The organism is Dactylosporangium sucinum, assembly GCF_014647515.1.
GTDB lineage: Bacteria > Actinomycetota > Actinomycetes > Mycobacteriales > Micromonosporaceae > Dactylosporangium > Dactylosporangium sucinum.
In genome coordinates this window covers 45,686-70,584 of sequence record NZ_BMPI01000043.1, presented here as the reverse complement: position 1 = coordinate 70,584, position 24,899 = coordinate 45,686, and the positions used below count along the sequence as shown (strand labels likewise).

Annotated in this window: 20 protein-coding genes and 1 pseudogene; 7 read left to right on the top strand and 14 right to left on the bottom strand. The window is 71.6% G+C overall.

Annotated elements, in window-relative coordinates; all coding sequences use genetic code 11:
• Positions 1-38: 38 nt before the first annotated feature.
• Positions 39-866 (bottom strand): transglycosylase SLT domain-containing protein, encoded by an 828-nt coding sequence (locus IEZ31_RS35720; protein WP_190254491.1) that lies wholly within the window; start codon positions 864-866, stop codon positions 39-41.
• Positions 867-990: 124 nt separating this feature from the next.
• On the opposite strand from IEZ31_RS35720, the gene typA reads away from it, so the two are divergent.
• Positions 991-2,856, top strand: a complete 1,866-nt coding sequence (gene typA, locus IEZ31_RS35715; RefSeq protein WP_190254490.1) for a translational GTPase TypA — start codon at positions 991-993, stop codon at positions 2,854-2,856.
• Positions 2,857-2,860: 4 nt separating this feature from the next.
• Here the strand turns inward: typA and IEZ31_RS35710 are convergent, their stop codons facing one another.
• Complete coding sequence (locus tag IEZ31_RS35710) at positions 2,861-3,805, bottom strand: terpene synthase family protein (RefSeq protein ID WP_190254489.1); 945 nt, start codon at positions 3,803-3,805, stop codon at positions 2,861-2,863.
• A gap of 116 nt (positions 3,806-3,921) precedes the next feature.
• A complete protein-coding gene (locus tag IEZ31_RS35705) occupies positions 3,922-4,938 on the bottom strand; it encodes a TerC family protein (RefSeq protein WP_190254488.1) in 1,017 nt (338 codons plus the stop codon).
• A gap of 265 nt (positions 4,939-5,203) precedes the next feature.
• Between IEZ31_RS35705 and IEZ31_RS35700 the strand changes: the two genes are divergently transcribed.
• Both IEZ31_RS35700 and IEZ31_RS35695 read left to right on the top strand, forming a co-directional pair.
• Complete coding sequence (locus tag IEZ31_RS35700; RefSeq protein ID WP_505661138.1) at positions 5,204-5,569, top strand: DUF8820 family protein; 366 nt, start codon at positions 5,204-5,206, stop codon at positions 5,567-5,569.
• Complete coding sequence (locus IEZ31_RS35695) at positions 5,569-6,768, top strand: DUF6745 domain-containing protein (protein WP_190254486.1); 1,200 nt, start codon at positions 5,569-5,571, stop codon at positions 6,766-6,768. Before IEZ31_RS35700 ends, IEZ31_RS35695 begins: the two co-directional genes overlap by 1 nt.
• 163 nt (positions 6,769-6,931) lie before the next feature.
• Here the strand turns inward: IEZ31_RS35695 and IEZ31_RS35690 are convergent, their stop codons facing one another.
• From IEZ31_RS35690 to pnuC, 7 genes are read right to left on the bottom strand one after another with little or no spacing between them, the layout of a single operon-like run.
• A complete protein-coding gene (locus IEZ31_RS35690) occupies positions 6,932-7,918 on the bottom strand; it encodes an STM4011 family radical SAM protein (RefSeq protein ID WP_190254485.1) in 987 nt (328 codons plus the stop codon).
• Complete coding sequence (locus tag IEZ31_RS35685) at positions 7,915-9,222, bottom strand: STM4012 family radical SAM protein (protein WP_190254484.1); 1,308 nt, start codon at positions 9,220-9,222, stop codon at positions 7,915-7,917. Before IEZ31_RS35685 ends, IEZ31_RS35690 begins: the two co-directional genes overlap by 4 nt.
• Positions 9,216-10,010 (bottom strand): STM4013/SEN3800 family hydrolase, encoded by a 795-nt coding sequence (locus IEZ31_RS35680; protein WP_190254483.1) that lies wholly within the window; start codon positions 10,008-10,010, stop codon positions 9,216-9,218. Before IEZ31_RS35680 ends, IEZ31_RS35685 begins: the two co-directional genes overlap by 7 nt.
• A complete protein-coding gene (locus tag IEZ31_RS35675) occupies positions 10,007-11,083 on the bottom strand; it encodes an STM4014 family protein (RefSeq protein WP_190254482.1) in 1,077 nt (358 codons plus the stop codon). Before IEZ31_RS35675 ends, IEZ31_RS35680 begins: the two co-directional genes overlap by 4 nt.
• Complete coding sequence (locus IEZ31_RS35670; RefSeq protein WP_190254481.1) at positions 11,083-12,021, bottom strand: STM4015 family protein; 939 nt, start codon at positions 12,019-12,021, stop codon at positions 11,083-11,085. The genes IEZ31_RS35675 and IEZ31_RS35670 overlap by 1 nt, the downstream gene beginning before the upstream one ends.
• A 37-nt stretch (positions 12,022-12,058) precedes the next feature.
• Positions 12,059-13,126: an AAA family ATPase gene (locus IEZ31_RS35665; protein WP_190254480.1), complete on the bottom strand. Its 1,068-nt coding sequence runs from the start codon at positions 13,124-13,126 to the stop codon at positions 12,059-12,061.
• Positions 13,111-13,719: a nicotinamide riboside transporter PnuC gene (gene pnuC, locus IEZ31_RS35660; RefSeq protein ID WP_190254479.1), complete on the bottom strand. Its 609-nt coding sequence runs from the start codon at positions 13,717-13,719 to the stop codon at positions 13,111-13,113. The genes IEZ31_RS35665 and pnuC overlap by 16 nt, the downstream gene beginning before the upstream one ends.
• Before the next feature lie 21 nt (positions 13,720-13,740).
• On the opposite strand from pnuC, the gene IEZ31_RS35655 reads away from it, so the two are divergent.
• Positions 13,741-14,034, top strand: coding sequence for an antibiotic biosynthesis monooxygenase family protein (locus IEZ31_RS35655; RefSeq protein ID WP_190254478.1), 294 nt, complete (start codon positions 13,741-13,743; stop codon positions 14,032-14,034).
• Positions 14,035-14,041: 7 nt separating this feature from the next.
• Here IEZ31_RS35655 and IEZ31_RS35650 read toward each other — a convergent pair whose 3' ends face one another.
• Both IEZ31_RS35650 and IEZ31_RS35645 read right to left on the bottom strand, forming a co-directional pair.
• Entirely contained in the window at positions 14,042-14,974 is a 933-nt protein-coding gene (locus tag IEZ31_RS35650) for a hypothetical protein (RefSeq protein ID WP_190254477.1), read from the bottom strand.
• A gap of 121 nt (positions 14,975-15,095) precedes the next feature.
• Positions 15,096-15,344 (bottom strand): hypothetical protein, encoded by a 249-nt coding sequence (locus IEZ31_RS35645; RefSeq protein ID WP_190254476.1) that lies wholly within the window; start codon positions 15,342-15,344, stop codon positions 15,096-15,098.
• A 114-nt stretch (positions 15,345-15,458) separates the two neighbouring features.
• Between IEZ31_RS35645 and coaE the strand changes: the two are divergent.
• Both coaE and uvrB read left to right on the top strand, forming a co-directional pair.
• Positions 15,459-16,028, top strand: a pseudogene (gene coaE, locus IEZ31_RS35640) (dephospho-CoA kinase); the annotation flags it as partial.
• Between the two features lie 439 nt (positions 16,029-16,467).
• Positions 16,468-18,624 (top strand): excinuclease ABC subunit UvrB, encoded by a 2,157-nt coding sequence (gene uvrB / locus IEZ31_RS35635; protein WP_190254474.1) that lies wholly within the window; start codon positions 16,468-16,470, stop codon positions 18,622-18,624.
• A gap of 522 nt (positions 18,625-19,146) precedes the next feature.
• Here uvrB and rpsA read toward each other — a convergent pair.
• Positions 19,147-20,646 carry a 30S ribosomal protein S1 gene (rpsA, locus tag IEZ31_RS35630; protein WP_190254473.1) on the bottom strand — a complete coding sequence of 500 codons (1,500 nt, stop codon included), beginning with the start codon at positions 20,644-20,646 and terminating at the stop codon, positions 19,147-19,149.
• A 272-nt stretch (positions 20,647-20,918) separates the two neighbouring features.
• Between rpsA and IEZ31_RS35625 the strand changes: the two genes are divergently transcribed.
• A complete protein-coding gene (locus IEZ31_RS35625; RefSeq protein WP_190254472.1) occupies positions 20,919-21,731 on the top strand; it encodes a class I SAM-dependent methyltransferase in 813 nt (270 codons plus the stop codon).
• 269 nt (positions 21,732-22,000) lie between these two features.
• On the opposite strand, the gene polA is transcribed toward IEZ31_RS35625, so the two are convergent.
• The gene (gene polA / locus IEZ31_RS35620) at positions 22,001-24,691 is read right to left on the bottom strand and encodes a DNA polymerase I (RefSeq protein WP_190254471.1); all 2,691 of its coding nucleotides are present in this window, start codon (positions 24,689-24,691) and stop codon (positions 22,001-22,003) included.
• Positions 24,692-24,899: the final 208 nt, after the last annotated feature.

The window sequence follows — 24,899 nt, the reverse complement described above, 5'->3', positions numbered from 1 at the left end:
GACGGTCGCGCCTTGCGCGGACCCGAGTCATCCTGGTCTTAATAGTCCTCGCAGCAGAACTCCATCAGGGCCTTGACGTTGTCGACGTATTGGCCGTTGGGAATGCCGGCCTTGCCCTTGGCGGGGTCTACGCCCGCGGTGCCCCAGTTGTAGGCGGAGATGACGCCGTTGAGCAGGGTCGGGTCGGACAGGTTGTAGGTGCCGTCCGCCTTGAAGGTCTTCAGCTGGGCGCCGTAGTACGAGAAGAGCCAGGCTAGGTACTGGGCGCCCAGATGGACGTTGTCGGCCGGGACGTCGATGTTGTACGTCGTGCCGAAGCGCTGGTTCATCCAGGTGTGGGTGTCGGGCATCACCTGCATGATGCCCACGCCCTTGTCGCAGGCGTAGATGTTGGACTGCCAGCCGCTTTCCTGGTCGGCGATCGCATACAGGAGGCGGACCGGGACGCGGATCGCCTGTTCCGCCGCCGGGGCCCTCGTTCCCCAGTATTTTGTCTTCGACGCCGTGTCCAGATACTTGCGGACCTGGGACTTCGCGAGTTGCTTGCCCTTGTAGGTCGGCTGGCAGCCGGGTTTCGTCGTCTTCGGGGGTGGCGGTGGGGCCTCCGTCGTCTGGGTCTCCTCCGTCGGCGGCGGTGGCGGAGGCGACGGCGACGGCGACTCCGAGGGAGAGTCCGACGGGGTCGGGCGAGCGGCGGGGCTGGTCGCGGCCGCCCCGGACGGGCGGTCCACGCCCTTGGCCAGGTTGACGATCACGGCGCAGCCGATCAGGACCACGGCCAGGGCGACCGTGAGCAGGACGGCGCCGACGCGTCTCGCGGCCCGCCTCGGCCTCGGGAACTCGTCGGTGTCCTCGTCGTATTCCATTGTCTACCTCCCCGTGCCCGCAGGCTAACCGCTCGATGGCGTTCCCGCCGCCCCGCACGGGTCGTTCGTCACAGCGTGCACAGTCCGTGCGGGCATGCAACGGGCGCCTGGAACAATGGCGTCTATGCAGACCCGCTCAGATCTCCGCAACGTGGCCATCATCGCCCACGTCGACCACGGAAAGACCACGCTCGTCGACGCGATGTTGCGGCAGGCCGGCGCGTTCCACGCCCGGGCCGAGCTCACCGACCGGGTCATGGACTCGATGGACCTCGAGCGCGAGAAGGGCATCACCATTCTCGCCAAGAACACCGCGGTGCGGTACGTGCCGGGCGACGGCGGCGACCCCGTGACGATCAACATCATCGACACGCCGGGGCACGCCGACTTCGGTGGCGAGGTGGAGCGCGGGCTGACCATGGTCGACGGGGTCGTGCTGCTCGTCGACGCGAGCGAGGGGCCGCTGCCGCAGACGCGGTTCGTGCTGCGCAAGGCGCTCAAGGCCCGCATGCCGATCATCCTGGTGATCAACAAGGTCGACCGGCCCGACGCGCGGATCCGCGAGGTCGTCGACGAGACGTATGAGCTGTTCCTCGACCTCGACGCCGACGAGGAGCAGATCGACTTCCCGATCATCTACGCCTGCGCGCGCGACGGCATCGCCTCGCTGACCCAGCCGGCGGACGGGACGGTGCCGGAGGACAGCGACAGCCTCCAGCCGCTGTTCCGCACGCTGCTCGACACGATCCCGGCGCCGGCGTACGACGAGGAAGCCCCGCTGCAGGCCCACGTCACCAATCTCGACGCCTCGCCGTTCCTGGGCCGCCTGGCGCTGTGCCGGGTGCGGCAGGGCACGATCCGCAAGGGGCAGACGGTCGCCTGGTGCCGCGAGGACGGCACCCAGCAGAGCGTGCGCATCTCCGAGCTGCTCATGACCGAGGCCCTGGAGCGCAAGCCGGCCGAGCAGGCCGGGCCGGGCGACATCATCGCCGTGGCCGGCATCGCCGAGATCATGATCGGTGACACGCTCGCCGACGCCGAGAACCCGGTGCCGCTGCCGCGCATCACGGTCGACGAGCCGGCCATCTCGATGACCATCGGCACCAACACGTCGCCCCTCGCCGGCAAGGTGAAGGGCGCGAAGGTGACCGCCCGCCTGGTCAAGGACCGCCTGGAGCGCGAGCTCGTCGGCAACGTGTCGCTGCGCGTGCTGCCCACCGAGCGGCCCGACGCCTGGGAGGTCCAGGGGCGTGGCGAGCTGGCCCTCGCGATCCTCGTCGAGCAGATGCGCCGGGAGGGGTACGAGCTGACGGTCGGCAAGCCGCAGGTCGTCACCCGGGAGATCGACGGCAAGGTCCACGAGCCGACCGAGCGGCTGACGATCGACGCCCCCGAGGAGTACCTCGGCGCGATCACCCAGCTGCTGGCCACCCGCAAGGGCCGCATGGAGCAGATGGTCAACCACGGCACCGGCTGGATCCGCATGGAGTGGCTGGTGCCGGCGCGCGGGCTGATCGGGTTCCGCACCGAGTTCCTCACCGACACCCGGGGCACCGGCATCCTGCACCACGTCTTCGAGTCCTACGAGCCGTGGTACGGCGAGCTGCGCACCCGCGCCACCGGCTCGCTCGTCGCCGACCGCTCGGGCGTGGCGACGCCGTTCGCGATGATGAACCTGCAGGAGCGCGGGTCGATGTTCGTCGAGCCGACCACCGAGGTGTATGAGGGCATGATCGTGGGCGAGAACTCCCGCGCCGACGACATGGACGTCAACATCACCAAGGAGAAGAAGCTCACCAACATGCGCTCGTCGGCCGCCGACGAGACGGAGAAGCTGATCCCGCCGCGGAAGCTGTCGCTGGAGCAGGCCCTCGAGTTCTGCCGCGAGGACGAGTGCGTGGAGATCACGCCGGAGGCGGTCCGCATCCGCAAGGTGATGCTCGACCAGAAGGACCGCGAGCGGGTGGCCCGCAAGCGGGCGCACGCCTGAGTCCTTAGTCGGTGGTGCGCTGCTGGGGGATCTGGGCCGGGGTGTACCGGCCCGACTCCAGCGACCAGTCGAGGTTCCCGCGGATCCAGTGGACCAGGTCGTCGACGCACGGCCCGGGATCGGCGGCGCCGAGCCGCTGCCGGGCCGCCTCGAAGGTCGTGACGTGCTCGTCGTGCTCGGCCACCGCGGCGTAGACGGCGTCCTGCAGCGACAGGCGGTGCTCGCGCTGGAACGCGAAGACGATGTTGTGGTGGTCGCCGACGGCCACCTCCTTCGGCCATGAGATCAGGTCGTTGAAGATCCCGATGATCATGCCGGCGGACTGCCGCATGGTGGCGAAGTCGGGGTCGGCGAGCAGGGCCGCGGGCGCCTCGACGCCGTGCATGGGCTCGATGAGGTCGAAGAACATCTCGGTCGCGGCGCTGTGGTAGCGCATCGTGCGGTACTCGTCCAGCAGCGGCGGGCGGTCGTGTGCGCGGTTGCCCGCCTCCCACAGCGTGCCGTCGAGGTAGTCGGCGACATGCCCGACGAACCGCTCCCGCCAGGCCGGGCCGACCCGCTCCTCGGTGCGCCGCCACACCTCGTCGAGGGCGCCGGTGAGCGGCCGGCCGAGCGCCTCGGCCAGCTCGCGGCCGTCGGTGCGCTGGTGGCGCAGCCGGCGCACGAACCCGTCGACCGCGGCCCGGGTCGGCCCCGGGGCGCGGACGAGGGCCTTCTCCAGCAGGTCGTCGAGCACGAAGATGCTGATCAGCCAGGCGGTGGCGAGCTGCAGCTCGGCCGGGCCCGCGTCCGGGTGGGCGCGGGCCATGAGGTTGGCGAACCGGGCCCGCGCGAACGCCTGGCGCGCGCCGGGCTGCTCGAGCAGGCCGTGGCGGGTCGCCCAGTGCAGCGACCAGCGCTGCACCTCGTCGGCGTGCGGCGAGATCCGCGGCGTAAACGGGCATAACACCGCAGGGGCCGTCAGATGGCCCTGCTGTGCGATCTCGTGCATCATGCATCACCCGCCCGGCCGTGGTACCCCATAATCGCGCCTCAATGTGCGGAGCGCGACCCTGTTCGGGGCTTTTAAGAAGCGTTGGACGTCTTGTCTGGTTCCACAGACTGTGCACGTGCGTCGCGCCGCGACTTGATGAGCGAGGCCACGGTGGTGATGGCGAGGGTGCCGATGATGACGCTCAGCGACAGCTCGATGCCGATGTGCGGGGCCCATTCGACGTGCTCGCCGCCGTTGATGAACGGCAGGCTGTTGTCGGCGAGCGCCTCGAGGAAGAGCTTGACGCCGATGAAGCCGAGGACGACGGCGAGGCCGATCGAGAGGTAGACCAGCCGGTCGAGCAGGCCGCCGATCAGGAAGTACAGCTGGCGCAGCCCCATGAGCGCGAAGACGTTCGCGGTGAAGACCAGGTAGGGCTCGGCGGTGAGGCCGAAGATCGCCGGGATCGAGTCGAGGGCGAAGATCAGGTCGGTGGTGCCGATCGCGATGAGCACCACGATCATCGGGGTCATGTGCAGCCGGCCGCGCTCGTCGCGGGCGGTGAGCCGGGACTCCTCGTACTGCTTCGTCATCGGCAGCACCCGCCGGGACCAGCGGATGAGCGCGTTCTCCTTGAAGTCGTCCTGGTCCGTCTCGCCCTGCGTCGCCAGCTTCACGGCGGTGTAGATCAGGAAGACGCTGAAGATGTAGAAGACCCAGGAGAAGCGGCTGATCGCCGCCGCGCCGATCGCGATGAACCCGCCGCGCATGACCAGGGCGAGCACGATGCCGATGAGCAGGACCTTCTGCTGGTACTGCCGGGGCACCTTGAACCGGGACAGGATGATCACGAAGACGAACAGGTTGTCAACCGACAGGCTGTACTCCGTCAGCCAGCCCGCGTAGAACTCCCCGGCGTAGCCGCCGCCCCATTTCCACAGCACGAACAGGCCGAACAGCACGGCGAGCCCGACGTAGACGGTGACCCAGATCGTCGATTCCTTGATCGACGGCTCATGCGGCCGACGGGCGACGATCGCCAGGTCGAACAGAAGAATGGCGCCCAGACCGACAAGCGTCGCGGTCCAGATCCAGCCGGCAACGTCCACGTGTATTCCTCCGGTAGACACACCACAGACCGCGCCGACCCCAGGGGGACGCGCGGACTGTGCAGTTGACACCGGAGGTCTCTTCCGTCACCCGCCAACGCCGGGTGACCGACGACGCCGGGTGCGTCCCACGTGACCGTGGGTGCACCGTGCTGACGACGATCGCCGCGAGGGAATACTCCCCTCCTGTTGCTCTTCAATCATTGTCCATCAAGTCGCCGCCGGGGCGCGGGCGGGGCCGGAAAATTGTCGTACCCCCTGGCTAGTGTGCGGCGTATCAGGTGCCCCCCTCGCGGCTCGGAGGTCCCCCGTGTATCGCCAAGGAGATGTACTGCTGGTGCCCGTGAGCGTGGCGGAGGTCCCGGCGACGGCCGTGCCGGCTCCGCGCGACCGGTCGGGTCGCATGATCCTCGCCCGCGGGGAGGCCACCGGCCACGCCCACGTGATCGTCGGGCCGGATGTGATGCTGCTCGCCGACCGCGACGACATCGACCGGCTCTTCGTGCGGATCGTCACCCGGGCCCGCGTGGTCCACGAGGAGCACGGCGCGATCGGCATCCCGGCCGGCTCCTACAAGGTGGTGCGCCAGCGCGAGTATGTGCCGGGTTCGTGGCGTCCGGTGGCTGACTGATGACCGCCGAGGCGTTGGGTGCCGTCTCCGCCAAGTGGCTGGCCGCCGGGCTGTCGACGGTGCCCGCCGACCGGGCCGCCGCCGAGGACGGGGTGCGGCTGGCGTACCGGTCGGCCGGGCTGCGGCCGCCGAAGCACATCGTCTGGTTCGCGTCGCCGCTGGCCGCGGCCCGGGCGGCCGCCCTGCTGACCGGGCTGTCGACGGTCGCCCCGGACGGGGGCGTCGCGTTCCAGCTCAGCTCGCAGGGCTGCCCGCCGGTGGCCGGGACGGCCGGCCCGTCCGTGCGGGCGGCGGTGCGCACGAAGCCGTGGGCCGCCGCGCGCGCCGAGGTGCACGCGCTGCTCGGGCCGGACGGGTGGGCCGCGCTGTGGTCGGCCTGCGGCGCCGACGCCTGGCGGATGGTGAACGACCGGGTCGCCGTGCCGCTGCGCACGCACCTGCGGTCGGAGCTGCCGGCCCACGCCCGCGCCGTGCTGCTGGACGCCGTCGGGGGGCAGCACGACGCGGGCTGGCTGGCGGCGTTCGACGCGGTCGCCGACGCTCCGGCTCCTGCTGCCGAGTTCCCGGACTACGGGGCGGCTGTCACCGGCTCCGGCGGTTCCTCCGGCTCCGGCTCCGGCTCCGGTTCTGGTGGTGGGGCCGCCCTGCTTGCCGTGCAGCGGCTGGCCGGGCTCGCCGGGGTCGCCCGGGCGGCCGGGTGGTGGTGGCCCTACGCGGACGTCGCCATCCTCACCGAGCGGCCGGTCGAGCTGCACCGGGACAACATCGGGCGGCTGCACGCGGCCGACGCGCCCGCGGTGCGGTTCCGGGACGGGTTCGGCCTGCACGCCTGGCGCGGGATGCCGATCCCGCCGGACCTGGTGCGCCGGCTGTCGAGGCTGACGCACCAGGAGATCGCCTCGGAGCGCAACGCCGAGCTGCGGCGGGTGATGCTGGAGCACTTCGGCTACGAGCGGTATCTCCGCGAGGCCGGCGCCCACCGCGTCGGCGAGGACGAGTGCGGGGTGCTGTGGCAGCTCCGGTTCGCCGACGACGAGCCGCTGACGATGGTCGAGGTGGTGAACAGCACGCCGGAGCCTGACGGGACCAGCCGGGTGTACTGGCTGCGGGTGCCGCCGGACACGCGGACGGCCCGGGGCGGGGTGGCGTGGACGTTCGGGCTGGCGGAGGCCGAGTACCGGCCGCTGGTGGAGACCTGAGCTACCGCTTTCGGCCGCGGTCCTCTCCTGGCCGCGGCCTCTGTTCCTGGCCGCGGTCCGCGGGCTGGTGTCCAGGGCCGGTGTGCTCGCGGCGGCTGTCCTCTGGTCGGCTGTCCGCTCCTCCTGGCCCTTCCCTGCCGTCGCCCTTGCCGTTCCCCGGCTCTCAGCGGCGCGGGATTCGTTCGAGGATTCCGTCGGCGAAGACGTCGTACAGGGGCAGCGTCTCCAGGTGGACGTAGCCGATGTGGCAGTCGCATGCCTCGTTCGGGCACGGCCGGCTCTGACTGGTGCTCGGTTGGCTCGCTGCGGGCTCTCCGGCTGCCGGCCCCCGCACTCCCGGCCCCTGTAGTCGCGGGGCCGGTGGCGTTGGTCCGGTGATCGTCACCGGGACCCTGCGGCGGCTGGCCTCCCAGGTGCCGTCGTAGAGGTTGCCCAGGGGCTGCTGGACGAAGTGGCAGCGGCGGACGGTGCCGTCGCCGAGGACCGAGATCGCCTCGGTGCCGGCGCGGCACGGGCGGCCGTGCGAGGCGTGGGGGCGGACGCTGTAGGCGAACAGCGGGTCGATCGCGGTCCATGCCGCCTCCTCCGCCGCCGTGTACTCGTGGCCGTCGGCGGCGTTCACCCAGAGGTACACGTCGGCGGGAAGCTCACGGCGGAGGGTCACCGCGGCGGCGTGGTGGTCGGGGAGGCCGACGATGCCGACCGAGTGGCGGATGCCGTGGGCGCGCAGGGTGGCGCAGGCGGCGAGGAAGCGGGGCAGCGGGACCTGGCCGGGGTGGTACGTGCACCACAGCGCGAGGGCCGCCGGGTCGGCGTCGGCGACCCAGCCGAGCCGGGCGGAGAGATTGGTCTGGATGACGGCCCGGCCGACGTTGGGCAGGTGGGAGAGCTCGACGAGCGCGTCGCGGTACCACGACCGGGTCAGGCCCTCGCCCCACGGCGTGAACAGGACCTCGACCGGCTCGGCCGGGTGGTCGCGAACCCAGCCCACGAACCGGCGGAGCGCCGCGCGGTCGGCCCGCAGCAGGTCGGGCGGGTCGTGGCGCTTGGCGAACGGACAGTACGGGCAGTCGTAGTTGCAGCTCGCCAGCGGGCCGCGATAGAGGATCCGCAGCGGGTCGGGCGCGGGCGGGGTGCGGGTGGTGGTCATCGGGCCACGTGTCCGGCCATGGCCGCGCGGACGTCGGCGGAGACCAGCCAGGGGCCGATCGCGTCGGAGTGGGCCAGGCCCGCCGCGGTGAGGCGGTGGCCGTCCAGGTAACCGGCCTCGCGCAGGTCCGCGAGGGACGGGAAGTCGTCGTCGACGTCGGTGGCGAACCGCGCCCGGTAGTCGGCCGGCGCGACGCCCTCGGTGCGCAGCAGGGTCTTCAGCAGCCAGCGGCGGCGTTGCTCGGTGGCGTCCAGGGCGAAGCCGACCTCGGCGACGTCGAAGTCGCCCGCCGGGCGGCGCAGGTAGTCGTCGAGGATGCCGCGGACCTGTTGCACGCCGACGGCGTAGTCGAAGGAGTAGTGCAGGCCGGTCGTGTACGAGCGGGCGCCGCAGCCCACGCCGACCATGCCGTCGTCCTGGCAGCAGTAGTCGGGGGCGGCCACGGGCGGCGCGTCGCCGCGGCGGAACGCGCGCATGGACAGCTGGTGGTAGCCGGCCTCGGCGAGCAGGTCGGCGGCGTGACGGTACAACCGCATCCGTTGTGCGTCCCAGTCGGGATCGCCGCCGGTGGCGCGGCGCCCGAGGCCGGTGAGGGGGCGGACGTACAGCGGGTAGAGATACAGCTCCTCGGGCTGCCACGTGAGTGCGGTGCGCAGCGACTCGGTCCACGTCGCGACGGTCTGGCCGGGGATGCCGTAGATGAGGTCGATGTTGAGGTCGGCCGGGCCGGCGGCGCGGATGGTGGCGAGCGCGCGGTCGACCTCGTCGCGGCGCTGGGGGCGGCCGGCGGCGTGCGCCTCGGCGTCGCGGAAGCTCTGCACGCCGATGCTGATCCGGGTGGCGCCGCGCTCCAGCAGGACGGCGAGCCGGTCGGCGGTGGCGGTCGCCGGTGACGTCTCGACGGACAGCGGCACGGCGCGCAGGTCGGCGCCGGTGGTGCGCTCGACCAGGTCGATGAGCCTCGTGAGCTCGTGTGCGCCGAGGTACGTCGGGGTGCCGCCGCCGATCGCCGCCCGCACGTAGCGGGGGTCGCCGGGCAGCGCGGCCGCGACCCGGGCGGCCTGGCGCTCCAGCTGGTCGAGGTAGGCGGCGACGTGGTCCTCGGGCGCGCCGGTGCGGGTGAAGAGGTTGCAGAAACCGCAGCGCATCTCGCAGTACGGAATGTGGACGTAGAGGAACAGGGCACCGGTGGGCTCGGCGGCCCAGACGTCGGCGAGCCGCGGGCGGGGGCGCAGCGGGCGGTAGGCGGTCTTGTGCGGGTAGGCGTAGAGATAGCCCTGGTAGGGCGGGCCGAGGGCTACCATGCGCCGGCCGCCAGCGTGAACTCCGCATACGGCACGGTCCAGACGACCTCGTGCCCGACGCGGTGGCCGGTGTGCCCGTCCTCGCCGTAGGCGGTGCCGTGGTCGCTGCACATGATGACCCGGCAGGGCCGCCCGCGGGACGTGGCGAGCGTGAACAGGGTCGGCAGATGGCGGTCGACGTATTCCAGGGCGGCCGCGTGCGACTCGATGCCGTCGGCCTCGGCGCCGGGCAGATAGTGCCGGTTGGGCTGGTGCAGCGCGGCGACGTTGACGAACGTGAACAGCGGCCCGGCGGCCGGCAGCACCGTCTTCAGCCGGTCGAGCTGGGCCTCGAAGCAGCCAGGGTTGGTGACGCCGAACTCGCGGGTCCAGTGCGCCTCGTCGAACAGCCCGGGCAGCACGCCGCCCTGCGGGGAGGTCATCGCGAAGAAGCCGACGCCGCCGACGCAGATCGTGTGGTAGCCGGCGGCGCGCAGGCCGGTGACCAGGTCGGGCGCGTCGAACTCCCAGGTGTCGTCGCCGACCGTGGTGCTGCCGGGGAACCGCGCCGCGAACGGCCGGGCGTGCGGGCCGGGCGTGACCGGGGTGGGCAGGAAGCCGCCGAAGAACGCGTGGTGTGCGGCGTAGGTGAACGAGGCCGGGGTGTGCCGGCGCTCCCAGCCGCCGTCGGGGAGGACCGCCCGGAGGTTGGGCGTGCGGCCGGCGGCGAGCAGGTCGGCGGCGACGTCGAACCGCAGCGTGTCGAGGGTGACGAACAGCAGGTCGTGGCTGCCGAGGAGCGACCTCATGCCGCCGCCCCGATCAGCCGGTCGAGCGGGGCGGTGCCCGGCCCGTGCCGGGTCAGGGCGGCGATCTCGGCCGCGTAGGTGTCGCGGCCGTCGACGAGGACGCCGGGCAGCAGGTCGCCGAAGGCGTTGACCTCGGCGACGGCGTGCCTGGCGTAGCCGGGCGCGAACATCAGGTCGACGCCCACGTGGAGGCTGCCCGGGAAGCAGGCCGCGGCCCGCTCGCAGGTGCGCATGGCCGCGGCCCAGTGCTGCTCCCCCGCCGCGGCCCGGACCGCCGCCAGGTCGCCGCGGGCGTTGCCCAGGTGCAGGTTGGTCATCGGCGAGCGGCCGGTCCGGACCACCACGTGCGCGGCCCGGCCCGCGATGACGACGACGCGCAGGTCGAACACCCGCCCGTCGTGGGCCGCCTTGGGGAACCAGCGCTCGACGTGCAGGCCGTCGGCGCCGAGCCGGTCGACGATGGCGGCGACGAGGCGCTCGTCGGTGTAGTGCTGGACGCGCAGCACGTTGTAGAGCCGGTCGTGGTCGAGGACGGCCGACGTGTAGGCGCTGACTCGGTGGCCGTTGAACGCGAGCGCCACGACGCCGGAGGCGGAGCTGCCGTGGGCCGGCTTGACGAACACCCTCGGCCAGCCGTGGGCGCGCACCTGCTCATACGACTCCGTCGTCCGCTGCGGCGTGAACGCCTCCGGCACCGCGACGCCGTGTGCGGTGAGCCGCGCGTGGCAGCGGCGTTTGTCGAAGAGGACGGCAAGGTCGTCGACGGGGGTGAGCAGCGGGGCGCCGCACGCCTCGACGCGGCGGGCGGCGGCGACCAGGCCGCGGTGCCAGGCCCGCAGGCCCACGATCTCGCCGTGCTCCGCAAGGGTGGGTGCGCCGCGCAGCAGGCGGTCGGTCTCGGCGTCCTCGCCGGGCGACTCGAGCCGCACGAGGGTGGACCGGTCGATCGCGAACTCGCCCGCGATCACCTCGCGCCAGTCGACGACCGCCGGCTCGGGCAGGCCCGCGGCGAGCGCGGCGTCGCGGAACAGCCGCACCCGGCGGTGTCCACGGATCCCGACGACGGTGAACATCACTCGGCCACCGAGACGTAGCGGTCGGTGGGGTCGTCGGCCTCCTGCTCGTCGGACAGGTCGACGTCGACGCCGGGCAGCTCGGCGGCGAGCCGCTCGCCGAGGTCGGCGGAGATGAAGTGGTGGCTGAGGTTGAGCCGTCTCAGGTGGGTCAGCGGCTGGCCGAGCAGGAGCGCCTCGGCGCCGCGGTCGGAGATGATGCCCAGCGACAGGTCGAGCTCCTGCAGGCGGGCCACGACCGGCGCGGCGGAGAGCGCCTCGGCGACCAGGTCGGCGATCTCGGCGTTGCGCAGGGCGAGGCGGCGCAGCGCCGGCAGCTCGGCGCCGCCGAGGATCGGCGTGAGGTCGTCGATGCCGACGTCGCCGCCATACTCACGCACGCCCAGCCACAGCTCCAGGTTGGTGAGGGCGGGGAACGACGAGTCGGCGATGCCGCGCACCACCTCGGCGGGCAGGCCGCCGCTCTCGATGCCGAGCTCCCTGAGCCGCCGGTGCCGGACCGGGGACAGCCGCAGCCCGTCGGCGCCGCGGATCCACAGCACCTCAAGACCGGGGAAGGCGCCGAGCAGCGGGGCGATCTCACCGTGGTTGATCCAGGAGATCTCGCACTCCTCGTAGGTCATCTCGCCGACGAAGAGGGCCCTGAGGTTGGGCAGCCGGTCCCGCACGGCGATCAGCCGGTCGAGCGGCGGGGCGGTGTCGTAGGCGCTGCCCCACTGGCCGATCACGAGGGCGTGCACGTGCTCGCCGCCGACGACGTCGAGGAGCCGGTCGAGCGTGGAGGTGAAGACCTCGACGCTGTCCTCGTAGTCGGTTTCGATCCGCCAGGCGACGCCAGCGCGGGACGTGCCGGCCGCGTCGAGCCGGTCGACGACGCCGGGCTGGAACTCGGTCACCGGCAGGCCCGCGAACGACGTGATGTGCTGGCTGATCGTCATGGGCCGGACCCTAGCAGGGCCCACCGACAATTCCGGCTCAGCGCCGCGGGAGCAGCGGCGTGGCCAGGTTCCAGCCCTTGGCGAGCAGCGCGTCGCAGGCCTGGAGGGCGGTTTCGAGGCGTGCGCGGTACGGGCCGGTGAGCTCGATCCAGGGCACGTCACCCGCGGCGAGCTCGGCGCGGAACCGCTCGGTCATCCAGCCGCGCAGATGTTCTCCGTCGCGCATGCCGTCGTCCTCGAAGGGCACGCCCCCGTCGCTCGTCAGGAGGTACAGGGCGGGTCGTCGCGCCGCGTCACGGACCACTGACGAGGTGCTGCCCAGGTACCGCTCCTCCCAGATCGCCGTGGCAAAACTGTCGGTGTCCCCGACCAGAATGGGTCCACCGGTCCGGGCGGCGGCGTCCTCGGCGGCGTTCTGCTCGCGCACGACGGTGACGAAGTCGCCGCGCGTCCACACGAGGTCCGCCACGCCCTGACCGGGTGCCAGTCCGGCCATCTTGATGGAGGTCAGTGTGCGGCCGTATTCGGGGACCCAGGTGGTGGTGGCGAAGGCGCCCCGGCGCAGGCGCAGCTGCGCGGCGAGTGCCTTGGCGAGGGTGGTGGTGCCGGTCGACTCGGCGCCGACGACGATGACGCGCCTGGTGAACCAGGCGCGCACGGGCGGGGCGAGCCGGTCCCAGTGGGCGACCGGGTCGGCGCGCACGGCGGTGCCCGACACCGGCACCGCGGCGCGGCCGGGGTCGACGGGGACGTGCCGGGCGGCGAAGCGGCGGGCGAGTTCCTCGCCGTACGGTTCGGAGGAGAAGACGAGGTCGACCGCGCGGGCGCCGACGGCCGTGCGGAAGAGGGCGCAGTGGGCCTCCCACGCGGCCGGGTCGTCGTAGTCGATGGGCAGGTCGTCGTAGACGCCGACGAAGCGCACGTCCGGGTCGCCGGCGTGGACCTCGCGCAGCCAGCCGAGGCGGTCGGCGAGCGGGATCGACTCCACTGTGGACGGTGCGACGACGACGGTCACCTCGGTGCAGGCGCGGGCGGCGGTCTCGATGAGGTGATGGTGGCCGGCGTGCGGCGGGTAGAACTTGCCGACGATCAGGCCGTGCGCCATGCCGTCCTCCAGGCGGCGCGCCACTCGCGCAGGCCGAGCACGCACAGGCACAGGAAGACGACGTAGAGGACGGCGGTCAGCGAGAGGTCCTTGTAGCCGTAGAGGGGGACGTAGACGAGGTCGACGGCGATCCAGAGGTACCAGCTCTCGACGAGGCGCAGCGTCTGGCCGTAGGTCGCCAGCAGGGACACGGCGGTCGTGACGGCGTCCGGCCAGGGCACCGTGGAGGAGGTGAAGCGGTCGAGGTACCACCAGAGGACCACGCTCAGCAGGACACCGGCGGCGGCGAGGGCCCACCACTCGGTGCGGGTCGTCGTGCGCACCGTGCGCGTCCGGCCGAGCGTCCACTGCCACCAGCCGTAGAGGCCCAGCACGACGTACACGAGCTGGAGCCACGCGTCGCCGTAGAGGCCGACGTGCCAGAACGCGACCATGAGGAGCAGGACGTTGGCGATGCCGAGGGGCCAGTTCGCGATGTGCTGGCGCACCACGAGGAAGACCGTGACCAGGCCGGTGAGGAAGCCGAGCAGCTCGGCCCACGTCGTCGGGGCGCCGAAGGCGTGGAACGCGGGAGAGGTGAGCCAGTCGAGCACGGTGTCCTTTACCCTTGCCGGATGGTGTTGGAAGTTGCGCTCATCGACGTGCTCGAAGGCCGCGAGGACGAGTTCGCCGCCGCATACCGTAAGGGTCACGAGATCCTCTCGACCACCCCCGGCTGCCGCTCCGTGCGGATGACGCGGGGCGTCGAGTCGGCCAGCCGGTTCGTGCTGCTGGTCGAGTGGGACTCGGTCGACGCACATCTTGACAACTTCCGCGCCACCGACCGCTTCACGCAGTGGCGGGCGCTCATCGGCCCGTTCTTCGACGGCGCACCGCGCGTCGAGCACTTCACCGACGTGACGCCCTGAGCGGCGCTCAGTCCCCCGTCTTCTTGTAGACGGTGAAGTCGAGGTTCGTGGTGTAGAGCGCGCCGTTCACGATGACGCCGCCGCCGCGCGGGGTGAACCAGCCGTAGCGTCCGTCGGTGGTCTGCACGCAGACCCGTGCACCGGGCACCATCGCGGCGAGCAGCACCTGGTTGGACCACTGGACGGTGGTGCCCGAGCAGCCGGCGAGCGTCGGCGGCTCGGGCGCGGTCCAGACCGCCAGCATCGCGCCGGTGCCGGCGTTGAGACCGACCGCGGCGGCGGTGACGTCGGCGCCGGTGACCGTCGCGGTGCCGGAGTCGAAGTCGAACGTCTCGCCGGGCAGGCCGAGCAGCGCGCTGAGCCGCACGGTGCCGACGCGCAGCACGTCGGTCGCGTCCGGCGGGACCGGGCTCTCGACGACGACCGGGCCGGGCTCGGCGAACGATCCGCTCGGGGTCGGCAGCGGGGAGCCGTTGACGTCGAGGCTCCGGCCGGCGCTGCCGCTCGGTGAGGCGCCGGCGGAGGGACCGGTCGCCGCGACCGTCGGGTCGTCGGGCGTCGGCGTGGTGACCGCCGCCGGCGTGCCGGAGCGGGGCGAGGACGCGTCGCGGGTCGCCAGCACCCCACCGGCGACCGCGATGGCCAGCACGACGACGCCGAGGACGACCAGCGTGACGAGCCGCCCGCGGTTGGGTCGCCCCTCCGGCTCGACGGGCGCCGCCTCCTCAGGTTCCGCAGCCGCCGGGAGGCTCTCCTCCCGGGGCGGCGCGGGCTGCCGGGGCACGATCGCGTAGGCCGACGTCGGCCAGCCCGACCCGCCGTCGAGCGGCGAGTCGGACATCCAGCCGCGCCGGCTGCGGGGCTTCGGTGGCGACCCGTTGACCTGGTCGTGGCTGTGTTCCGTCGGTGGATCCTGCCGTGGGGGGTGTCCCGGCTCCATGCGGCGCGTCCTTCTGGTCCTGGCGTTGGTGCGGCTGCCCGGGCAGAGTATCGCTGACTACACGGGGACCGCACCACGGCAGAACGCCAGTACGCGCTGTCACACGTCCGTCTTTTGTCAGCTATCTGGCCAGCATCTGGGCCATGGCGGAGGCACCGGTGGCCGTGTACCACCCGCTGACCGCGAGCAGGGCCAGCACCGCGACGGCGGCGAGGAGGCTCATGGCCTCACCCGTCCACTGCCACAGGCTGCGTTCGCGTCGATGCCGCGGGTGATGGGCCGGCCGCCGGCCGTCCGGATCCACCTGCGCCGGCGCCGGCCCGCGGCGCTCCAGGCCCGGCCGGCCCAGGCTGTGTCGCCCGACTGTCATGATCGCCCCCTTGCTCGCAGGAGGAACATATATTGACAATTCGCCGAAAACGTGCAGACCACGCCGGGGCGACCCCGCGGTACACCTGGATTCACCTTCCGGTGTGATGGCTGCATGAAGATGGTGGGGCTGACCGGCGGCATCGGCGCCGGCAAGAGCGCCGTGGCGGCCCGGCTCGCCGCCCTGGGCGCCGTGATCGTCGACGCCGACCGGCTCGCCCGCGAGGTGGTGGCGCCCGGCACACCGGGGCTGGCGCAGGTGGCGGCCGAGTTCGGCGACGGGGTGCTGGCGGCGGACGGGTCGCTGGACCGGGCGGCGCTGGCCCGGATCGTGTTCGCCGACGACGCCGCGCGCCTGCGGCTGGAGGCGATCACGCACCCGCTCGTGCGGGCCCGCTCCGCCGAGATCGTCGCGGCGGCGCCGCCGGACGCGGTCGTGGTCAACGACGTGCCACTGCTGGTCGAGAAGGGGATGGCGGGGCTCTACCAGGTCGTCGTGATCGTCTTCGCGTCGCTGGAGACCCGCCTGGACCGGCTCGTGCGGCTGCGCGGGATGTCGGAGGCGGACGCCCGTGCCCGCATCGCCGCGCAGGCCACGGATGAGCAGCGGCGGGCGGTGGCCGACATCGCCATTCACAATGACGGCACCGAGGAAGAACTCGATCTTGCGGTGACGGCGGCCTGGCAGCGGATCGTCACGGCCTAAGCTAATGCCTGTTGCATCACTGTGGCCGGGCTGCGGCGGGCCCAGATTTCGTCTGGCGCCACCCCGCGAAAGCCTGGTTACAACACTTCCGCGGGGCGACGCCAGACGAAATCTGGACTCCGCCTCGCTCCGACCCCAGTGATGCAACAGGCATTAGGGCGCTCGCGGCGGCCGGTCGCGCGCTTCGCGCGATCCATCACCGATGCGCTCGCCGGTCGTGACGGACCGGGGCTGCAACCGGGCGCCGGGAGGGCCGACCGTGTGGTGGCCGGCCTGCTCTCCGGTCGGCCGCCGCGAGCGGCCTACGCGTCTACGGTAGTCCGGTGACCTTCCCCACACAATCGCCAGGCTGAATACGATCGAGCACCCAGGGCGAGGACCCCCAAAAGTTGTCGTACCCCGCGCGTACGGTTGGGTCATGGCGCTCGACATCCCACGCTTGGACCGCCGCTTCGAGGTGGTCAGTGAGTACCGGCCATCCGGCGACCAGCCCGCCGCGATCGAGGAGCTCGCGCGGCGCGTGAGGGGCGGCAACCGGCACACCGTCCTGCTCGGCGCCACCGGCACCGGCAAGAGCGCGACCACCGCGTGGCTGGTGGAGCGACTGCAGCGCCCGACGCTCGTGCTCGCCCACAACAAGACCCTGGCCGCCCAGCTGGCCAAGGAGTTCCGCGACCTCATGCCGCACAACGCGGTCGAATACTTCGTCAGCTACTACGACTACTACCAGCCCGAGGCCTACATCCCGCAGACCGACACCTACATCGAGAAGGACTCGTCGGTCAACGAGGAGGTCGAACGGCTGCGGCACTCCGCGACGATGAGCCTGCTGACCAGGCGGGACGTCATCGTGGTGGCGACCGTGTCGGCGATCTACGGCCTGGGCACGCCGGAGGAGTATCTCGACCGGGCCGCCAAGGTCTCCGTCGGCGAGGAGATCGACCGGGACAAGCTGCTGCGCCGGCTGGTCGACATTCAGTACACGCGCAATGACCTCGCGTTCAACCGCGGCACGTTCCGGGTGCGCGGCGACACGCTGGAGATCATCCCGGCCTACGAGGAGCTGGCGATCCGCATCGAGTTCTTCGGCGACGAGATCGAGCGGCTGGCGTACCTCCACCCGCTGACCGGCGACGAGATCCGCCAGGCCGACTCGCTGATGATCTTCCCGGCGACCCACTACGCGGCCGGCCCGGAGCGGATGGAGCGGGCGATCCGGGACATCGAGGTGGAGCTGGAGGAGCGGCTCGCCGAGCTCGACCGGGAGGGCAAGCTGCTGGAGGCGCAGCGGCTGCGGATGCGCACCACCTACGACATCGAGATGATGCGCCAGGTCGGGTTCTGCAACGGCATCGAGAACTACTCCCGCCACATCGACGGCCGGGAGGCCGGCAGCCCGCCGCACTGCCTGCTCGACTACTTCCCCGACGACTTCCTCACCGTCATCGACGAGTCGCACGCGACGGTGCCGCAGATCGGCGGCATGTACGAAGGGGACGCCTCCCGCAAGCGCACGCTCGTCGAGCACGGGTTCCGGCTGCCGAGCGCCCAGGACAACCGGCCGCTGCGGTTCGACGAGTTCGAGGAGCGGGTGGGCCAGACGGTGTACCTGTCGGCGACGCCCGGGCCGTGGGAGCTGACCCAGACGCAGGGCGAGTTCGTGGAGCAGGTGATCCGGCCGACCGGCCTGATCGACCCGGAGGTCGTGCTCAAGCCGACCAAGGGGCAGATCGACGACCTCATGCACGAGATCAAGCTGCGCACCGAGCGCGACGAGCGGGTGCTGGTCACGACGCTGACCAAGAAGATGGCCGAGGACCTCACCGACTACCTGCTGGAGCACGGCATCCGGGTGCGGTATCTGCACTCGGAGGTCGACACCCTGCGACGCGTGGAGCTGCTGCGGGAGCTGCGGCGGGGCGAGTTCGACGTGCTGGTCGGCATCAACCTGCTCCGCGAGGGTCTCGACCTGCCGGAGGTGAGCCTGGTGGCGATCCTCGACGCGGACAAGGAGGGGTTCCTGCGCTCGGGCACGAGCCTCATCCAGACCATCGGCCGCGCGGCGCGCAACGTGTCCGGCCAGGTGCACATGTATGCGGACAAGATGACGCCCTCGATGGCCCAGGCGATCGACGAGACGAACCGGCGCCGGGAGAAGCAGAAGGCCTACAACAAGGCCAACGGCATCGACCCGCAGCCGCTGCGCAAGAAGCTGGGCGACATCCTCGACGACATCTACCGCGAGGCCGAGGACACCGCCGGCGCCGTCAACGGCCACGGCCCGGGCGGCGCCGTCACCGTCGGCGGCGGCCGGCAGATGAGCCGCGGCAAGTCGCCGGAGAACACCCGCGCGCGGCAGCGCGGCGGCGGCACCAAGGGCGCCGCGGGCGCCCCGGCGGTGCCGGCGCGGGCGGGCATGGCGCGGGCCGAGCTGGCGTCGCTGATCCAGGACCTCAACGAGCAGATGCTGGCGGCGGCGCGCGAGCTGCAGTTCGAGCTGGCCGCCCGGCTGCGGGACGAGGTTGCCGAGCTGAAGAAGGAGCTGCGGGCTATGGACGTTGCGGGGGTGAAGTAGCGCCGGGTCGGGCCAACGGCCTCGCGTGGCGCCGGCGGTTCGTGGGTGTGGCACGACCGCCGGGCCCCACCAGCGGCGTGGCCGGCAAACGACGCTCGGCCGATAGTGGCGCCAGCCTCCGGCATGGCGCCGGCATCGACGGGCGTGGTCACCGCAGGTGGGTGGCTGCGCTCCGCGCCGGCCGCACCCTTCCGCACCGTTCGGGTCGTCGACCGGTGGTCCAGGCCGTCCCAACGCCACCAGCACCGTCCCGCCGGGCCACCGCCGGGCCACCGCCGGGCCGGCCGGGCCGAGCCGCCATTTGGGCCCGTACATACGGGACGACACCCCAGCCAGCCGACCCCCGCCAGGATCACGGACGTTTGTGGTCCGTTTTCGACACAGAAACGTCCGCGATCATGAACCCCCTCGCGATGGCCCGGCCCCGGCGGCCGCGGCAGCACGCCGAACCCACGCAAAACACGAAGGAGCCCCGCGACCGAAAACCGGTCGCGGGGCTCCCCTAAAGCCCAGGACAGAGCGTCAGCTCTTGCCGCCCGCCAGCTTCTCGCGGAGCGCGGCGAGGGCCTCGTCGGTGGCCAGGGTGCCCGCCGGCTCCTCCGGGGCGCGCGCCGCCGTCGGGGTGGACGAGCTCACCGAACCGCCGCCCGCCGGAGCGGCCGCGGCCGGCTCCGCCGTGGCGTCGGCCTGGCGGGCCGACTGGACCTGCTTGGTGTGGGCCTCCCAGCGCTGCCGGGCCTCGGCGTACTGCTGCTCCCACGCCTCGCGCTGCTTCTCGAAGCCGGGCATCCACTCGGCGGTCTCCGGGTCGAAGCCCTCCGGGTAGATGTAGTTGCCCTGCTCGTCGTAGGTCGCCGACATGCCGTAGAGCGTCGGGTCGAAGTGCTCCTCGCCCTCGACGAAGCCCTCGTTCGCCTGCTTGAGCGACAGCGAGATTCGGCGGCGCTCCAGGTCGATGTCGATGACCTTGACCATGACGTCCGAGCCGACCTGCACGACCTGCTCCGGGATCTCCACGTGGCGCTCGGCCAGCTCGGAGATGTGCACCAGGCCCTCGATGCCGTCGTCGACGCGGACGAACGCACCGAACGGGACGAGCTTGGTGACCTTACCCGGAACGATCTGCTGGATGGCGTGGGTCCGGGCGAACTGACGCCACGGGTCCTCCTGCGTCGCCTTCAGCGACAGGGAGACGCGCTCACGGTCCAGATCGACGTCGAGGACCTCGACCTCCACCTCCTGGCCGACCTCGACCACCTCGGACGGGTGGTCGATGTGCTTCCAGGACAGCTCGGAGACGTGGACCAGGCCGTCGACACCACCGAGGTCGACGAACGCACCGAAGTTGACGATCGACGAGACGACGCCCTTGCGGACCTGCCCCTTCTGCAGCTTGTGCAGGAACTCGGTGCGCACCTCGGACTGCGTCTGCTCAAGGTAGGCCCGGCGGGACAGCACCACGTTGTTGCGGTTCTTGTCCAGCTCGATGATCTTGGCCTCGAGCTCACGCCCGACGTACGGCTGCAGGTCGCGGACCCGGCGCATCTCGACGAGCGACGCCGGAAGGAAGCCACGCAGGCCGATGTCGAGGATGAGGCCGCCCTTGACGACCTCGATGACGGAGCCGCGAACGACGCCGTCGTCCTCCTTGATCTTCTCGATCGTGCCCCACGCCCGCTCGTACTGCGCGCGCTTCTTCGAGAGGATCAGGCGGCCCTCTTTGTCCTCCTTCTGCAGGACCAGGGCCTCGATGTGGTCACCGACCGACACGACCTCAGCAGGGTCGACATCATGCTTGATCGACAGCTCGCGCGAGGGGATGACACCCTCGGTCTTGTAGCCGATGTCGAGCAGGACCTCGTCCCGATCGACCTTGACGACGGTGCCTTCGACGATGTCGCCGTCATTGAAGTACTTGATGGTCTCATCGATCGCGGCGAGGAACGCCTCCTCGGAACCGAGGTCGTCGATGGTGACCTTGTTGCTGCTGGCGCTCGAGGTGGCCTCGATGCTGCTCGTCATGTGGGCTGTTGCTCCGGTCGGTGGATTACCTGGTGGACCTGCGCGCTCCCGCGGACCCGTCGTCGGGCACAACCCGCCTGTCGCAGTGCAGGATCAGTGCATTGGAAGCGCTCAGGATGTGTTCGGCGACCGTGAGCCTGCTCCATGCCGAGGCGCACAAACCCACGAGTGCACCGATCAGCCTACCCTGCGCAATACCACATGGTCCAACCCTCCCCCAGACCCGATCTGCCGACTTTTCCAGCCCCGTCCTGGGCCTACCGTTGCAGTCCATGGAATCGTCACCTGACGCAGGCGTCACACGACGCGCCGTGAGTCCGTCCGAGAGCCGCCGCGCCAGTCGTGGCTGGTGGGACGCCGACGCCGACGCCTACCAGGCCGAACACGGAAGGTTCCTCGGCGACGCCGACTTCGTGTGGTGCCCCGAGGGCCTGCGCGAGGCCGACGCCCACCTCCTCGGCGACGTCACCGGCAAGCGCGTCCTGGAGATCGGCTGCGGCGCCGCGTCCTGCTCCCGCTGGCTGCGCACCCAGGGCGCCGAGGCGTACGCGAGCGACCTCTCCGCCGGCATGCTCCGCCACGCCACCCAGGGAGCCACCCGATCGGGCGTCGCGGTCCCCCTCGTCCAGGCCGACGCGACCGCCCTCCCGTTCGCCGCCGAGACGTTCGACATCGTCTGCACGGCCTTCGGCGCCGTGCCGTTCGTCGCCGACTCCGCCCGCGTGATGCGCGAGGCCCACCGCGTCCTGCGCCCCGGCGGTCGCTGGGCCTTCTCGATCACCCACCCGATGCGCTGGGTCTTCCTCGACGACCCGGGCGAGGGCGGCCTGGTCGCCGTCCACTCGTACTTCGACCGCCGTGCCTACGTCGAGGAGGACGACCACCACGTGCCGACCTACGTCGAGCAGCACCGCACCCTGGGCGACCGCATCCGCGAGCTCGTGGCCGCCGGCTTCGTCCTCGACGACCTCGTCGAGCCCGAGTGGCCCGACGGCCACACCGAGACCTGGGGCCAGTGGAGCCCCCTGCGCGGCCGCATCTTCCCCGGCACCGCGATCTTCGTAGCCACGAAGCCCAGGAACTAGGACTCGGGTCCGCGCAAGGCACGACCGTCGCTCCCGCCAGACACCGCTCGTGCCGCCGGTGCATCCGCCCCGGCGCCACGGACGCTGCCATCGCCGTCGCCCCAAGAGCCCGCGGCCTCCGGCCGCGACCCGTCCCGCATACGTGGTAGGAAAACCGGCGTCATAGCCCCAGTTTTCCTACCACGTAACACACATCCCTCGTCCGCCGCGACGGGCCGGCACGGCGCGGCAACGACGGTCCGCGGCCGGGCGCCGGGCGAGCGCCGGCGTCAGTGGTCGGCGGCGTTCCAGTCGCGGCCCGAGCCAACCGAGACGCCGAGCGGGACGTCCAGCGGATACGCGCCGCCCATCTGCTCGCGGACCAGCGCCTCGACCGGCTCACGCTCGCCCGGGGCGACCTCGAACACCAGCTCGTCGTGGACCTGCAGGAGCATGCGGGAGCGTAAACCGGCCTCGCGCAGGGCGCGGTCGGTGCGCAGCATGGCGACCTTGATGATGTCGGCGGCCGAGCCCTGGATCGGGGCGTTGAGCGCCATCCGCTCGGCCATCTCGCGGCGCTGGCGGTTGTCGCTGTTGAGGTCGGGCAGGTACCGCCGCCGCCCGAGCACCGTCTCCGTATACCCGTCCCGGCGGGCCTGGGCCACGATCTGGCGCAGGTAGTCGCGCACGCCGCCGAACGTGGCGAAATACTCCTCCATGAGCACCGTCGCCTCGGCGGGCGTGATGCCGAGCTGGGTGCCCAGCCCGTACGACGACAGGCCGTAGGCGAGGCCGTAGTTCATCGCCTTGATCTTGCGGCGCTGGTCGGGGACCACCTCGCCGACGGGGACGGAGAACACCGACGAGGCCGTCGCCGCGTGGAAGTCGAAGCCCGAGTTGAACGCCTCGATGAGCGCCTCGTCCTTCGACAGGTGCGCCATGATGCGCATCTCGATCTGGCTGTAGTCGGCGGTCAGCAGCGTCTCGAAGTCGTCGCCGACCACGAACGCCCGCCGGATCCGCCGCCCCTCCTCGGTGCGGATCGGGATGTTCTGCAGGTTGGGGTCGGTGCTCGACAGCCGGCCGGTGGCGGCGACGGTCTGGAAATACGTCGTGTGGATGCGCCCGTCGTCGCTGATCGACTTGAGCAGCCCGTCGACGGTCGTCTTGAGCTTCGCCACGTCCCGGTGCCGCAGCAGGTGCTCCAGCAGCGGGTGCTCGGTCTGCGTGAACAACCCCTGCAGCGCGTCCGCGTCCGTCGTGTAGCCAGTCTTGATCTTCTTCGTCTTCGGCAGCCCGAGCTCGTTGAACAGGATCTCCTGCAGCTGCTTCGGCGAGCCCAGGTTGAACTCGCGGCCGATGACCGCGTAGGCGCTCTGCGCGGCCGCCTTCACCTCGGCGGCGAACTTCGACTCCAGCTCGCCGAGATACTCCGCGTCGGCCGCGATCCCGGTGCGCTCCATCTGCGCGAGCACCTCGACGAGCGGCAGCTCCACCTCGGCGAGCAGCCGGAACGACGAGTCGCCGTCGCGGCGCAGCTCCTCGGCGAGCGCGCCGGCGAGGTCGAGCGTGGCGCGGGCGCGGAGCATGAGGTTCTCCTCGGCCTCGCCCGTGTTGCCGCCGAGGCCCTCGAGGGTCAGCTGGCCGGTGTCGGGGGCGTCGACGCGCAGCTCCCGCTTGAGATACCGCAACGCCAGGTCGTTCAGGTCGTACGACCGCTGGTCGGGCCGCGCCAGATACGCCTCCAGGGCGGTGTCGCTCGCGACGCCGTGGAGGCTCCACCCGCGGGCCAGGAACGCCAGCAGCGCCGGCTTGACGTCGTGCAGCACCTTCGGCCGGTCGGCGGCGGCCAGCCAGGCGCCGACGGCGGCGTCGTCCTCGGCGTCGAGCTCGGCCGGGTCGAACCAGGCCGCCGGCCCGTCCGCGACGGCCAGCCCCATGCCGGTGAGCACGCCGGTGCCCCGGCCGAACTTCCCGGCCACGGCGACGCCGACCCGGGTGCCGGCCGGCGCGTGCTCGGCCAGCCAGGCGCCCACGCCGCCGTGCAGCACGGTGCCGGACAGCTCGAAGCCGGACTCCGCCTCGGGCTCGACGGCCTCCAGGTACTGATACAACCGCTCGCGCAGCACCCGGAACTCCAGCGAGTCGAACACCTGGTGCACGGCCTCCCGGTCCCACCCGCGCCAGCGCAGGTCGTCCGGGCCGACCGGCAGCTCGAGGTCGTCGACGAGGCCGTTGAGCTCGTAGTTGCGCATGACGTCGGCGAGGTGGGCGCGCACGTTCTCGCCGGCCTTGCCCTTGATCTCGTCGACCCGCGCGATGATCCCGTCGAGCCCGCCGAACTGCACGATCCACTTGGCGGCGGTCTTGTCGCCGACCCCCGGGACGCCGGGCAGGTTGTCGCTGTCCTCACCGACCAGGGCCGCCTTCGCCCGGTAGAGCGACGGCGGAATGCCGTAGCGCTCCTCGACCCGGGCCGGCGTCATGCGGTCCATCTCGGAGACGCCGCGCTTGAGATACAACACCGTCACGATGTCGCTGACGAGCTGGAAGGCGTCGCGGTCGCCGGTGATGATCGAGGTCGGCACGCCGAGCTCCGACGCCTGCCGGGCCAGCGTCGCGATCACGTCGTCGGCCTCGTAGCCGGGCTTCTCGATGAACGGGATGCGCAGCGCGTTGAGGACCTCCTTGATGAGGTCCACCTGGCCGGCGAACTCCGGGCGGCTCGACGAGCGGTTGGCCTTGTACTCCGCGTACTTCTCGAGGCGGAACGTCTGCCGCGACACGTCGAAGGCGACCGCCACGTGGGTCGGCTGCTCGTCCTTCAACATGTTGATCAACATGGAGGTGAACCCGAAGACGGCGTTCGTCACCTGGCCCGTCGCGGTCGAGAAGTTCTCCGCGGGCAGGGCGAAGAACGCCCGGTAGGCGAGCGAGTGCCCGTCGAGCAACAGCAGCCTGGAGTCAGTCGAACCCGTCACACTTGGCAACCCTAGTCCGCGGGTACGACACTTTCGGCCTCAGGCCCGGCCGACGCGACACGGCTTTTGCCCGGATTGCCGCAACCGCCGCCGATGTCCGCAACACCGCCCCTGATTGTGCCGACAAAGCGATTCGCGTTGCGGTTGCGAACAGGAAGATTACGACTGCGCAACTTCCTGAGGCGTGTCGGGCCGAAGGCCTAGTGCG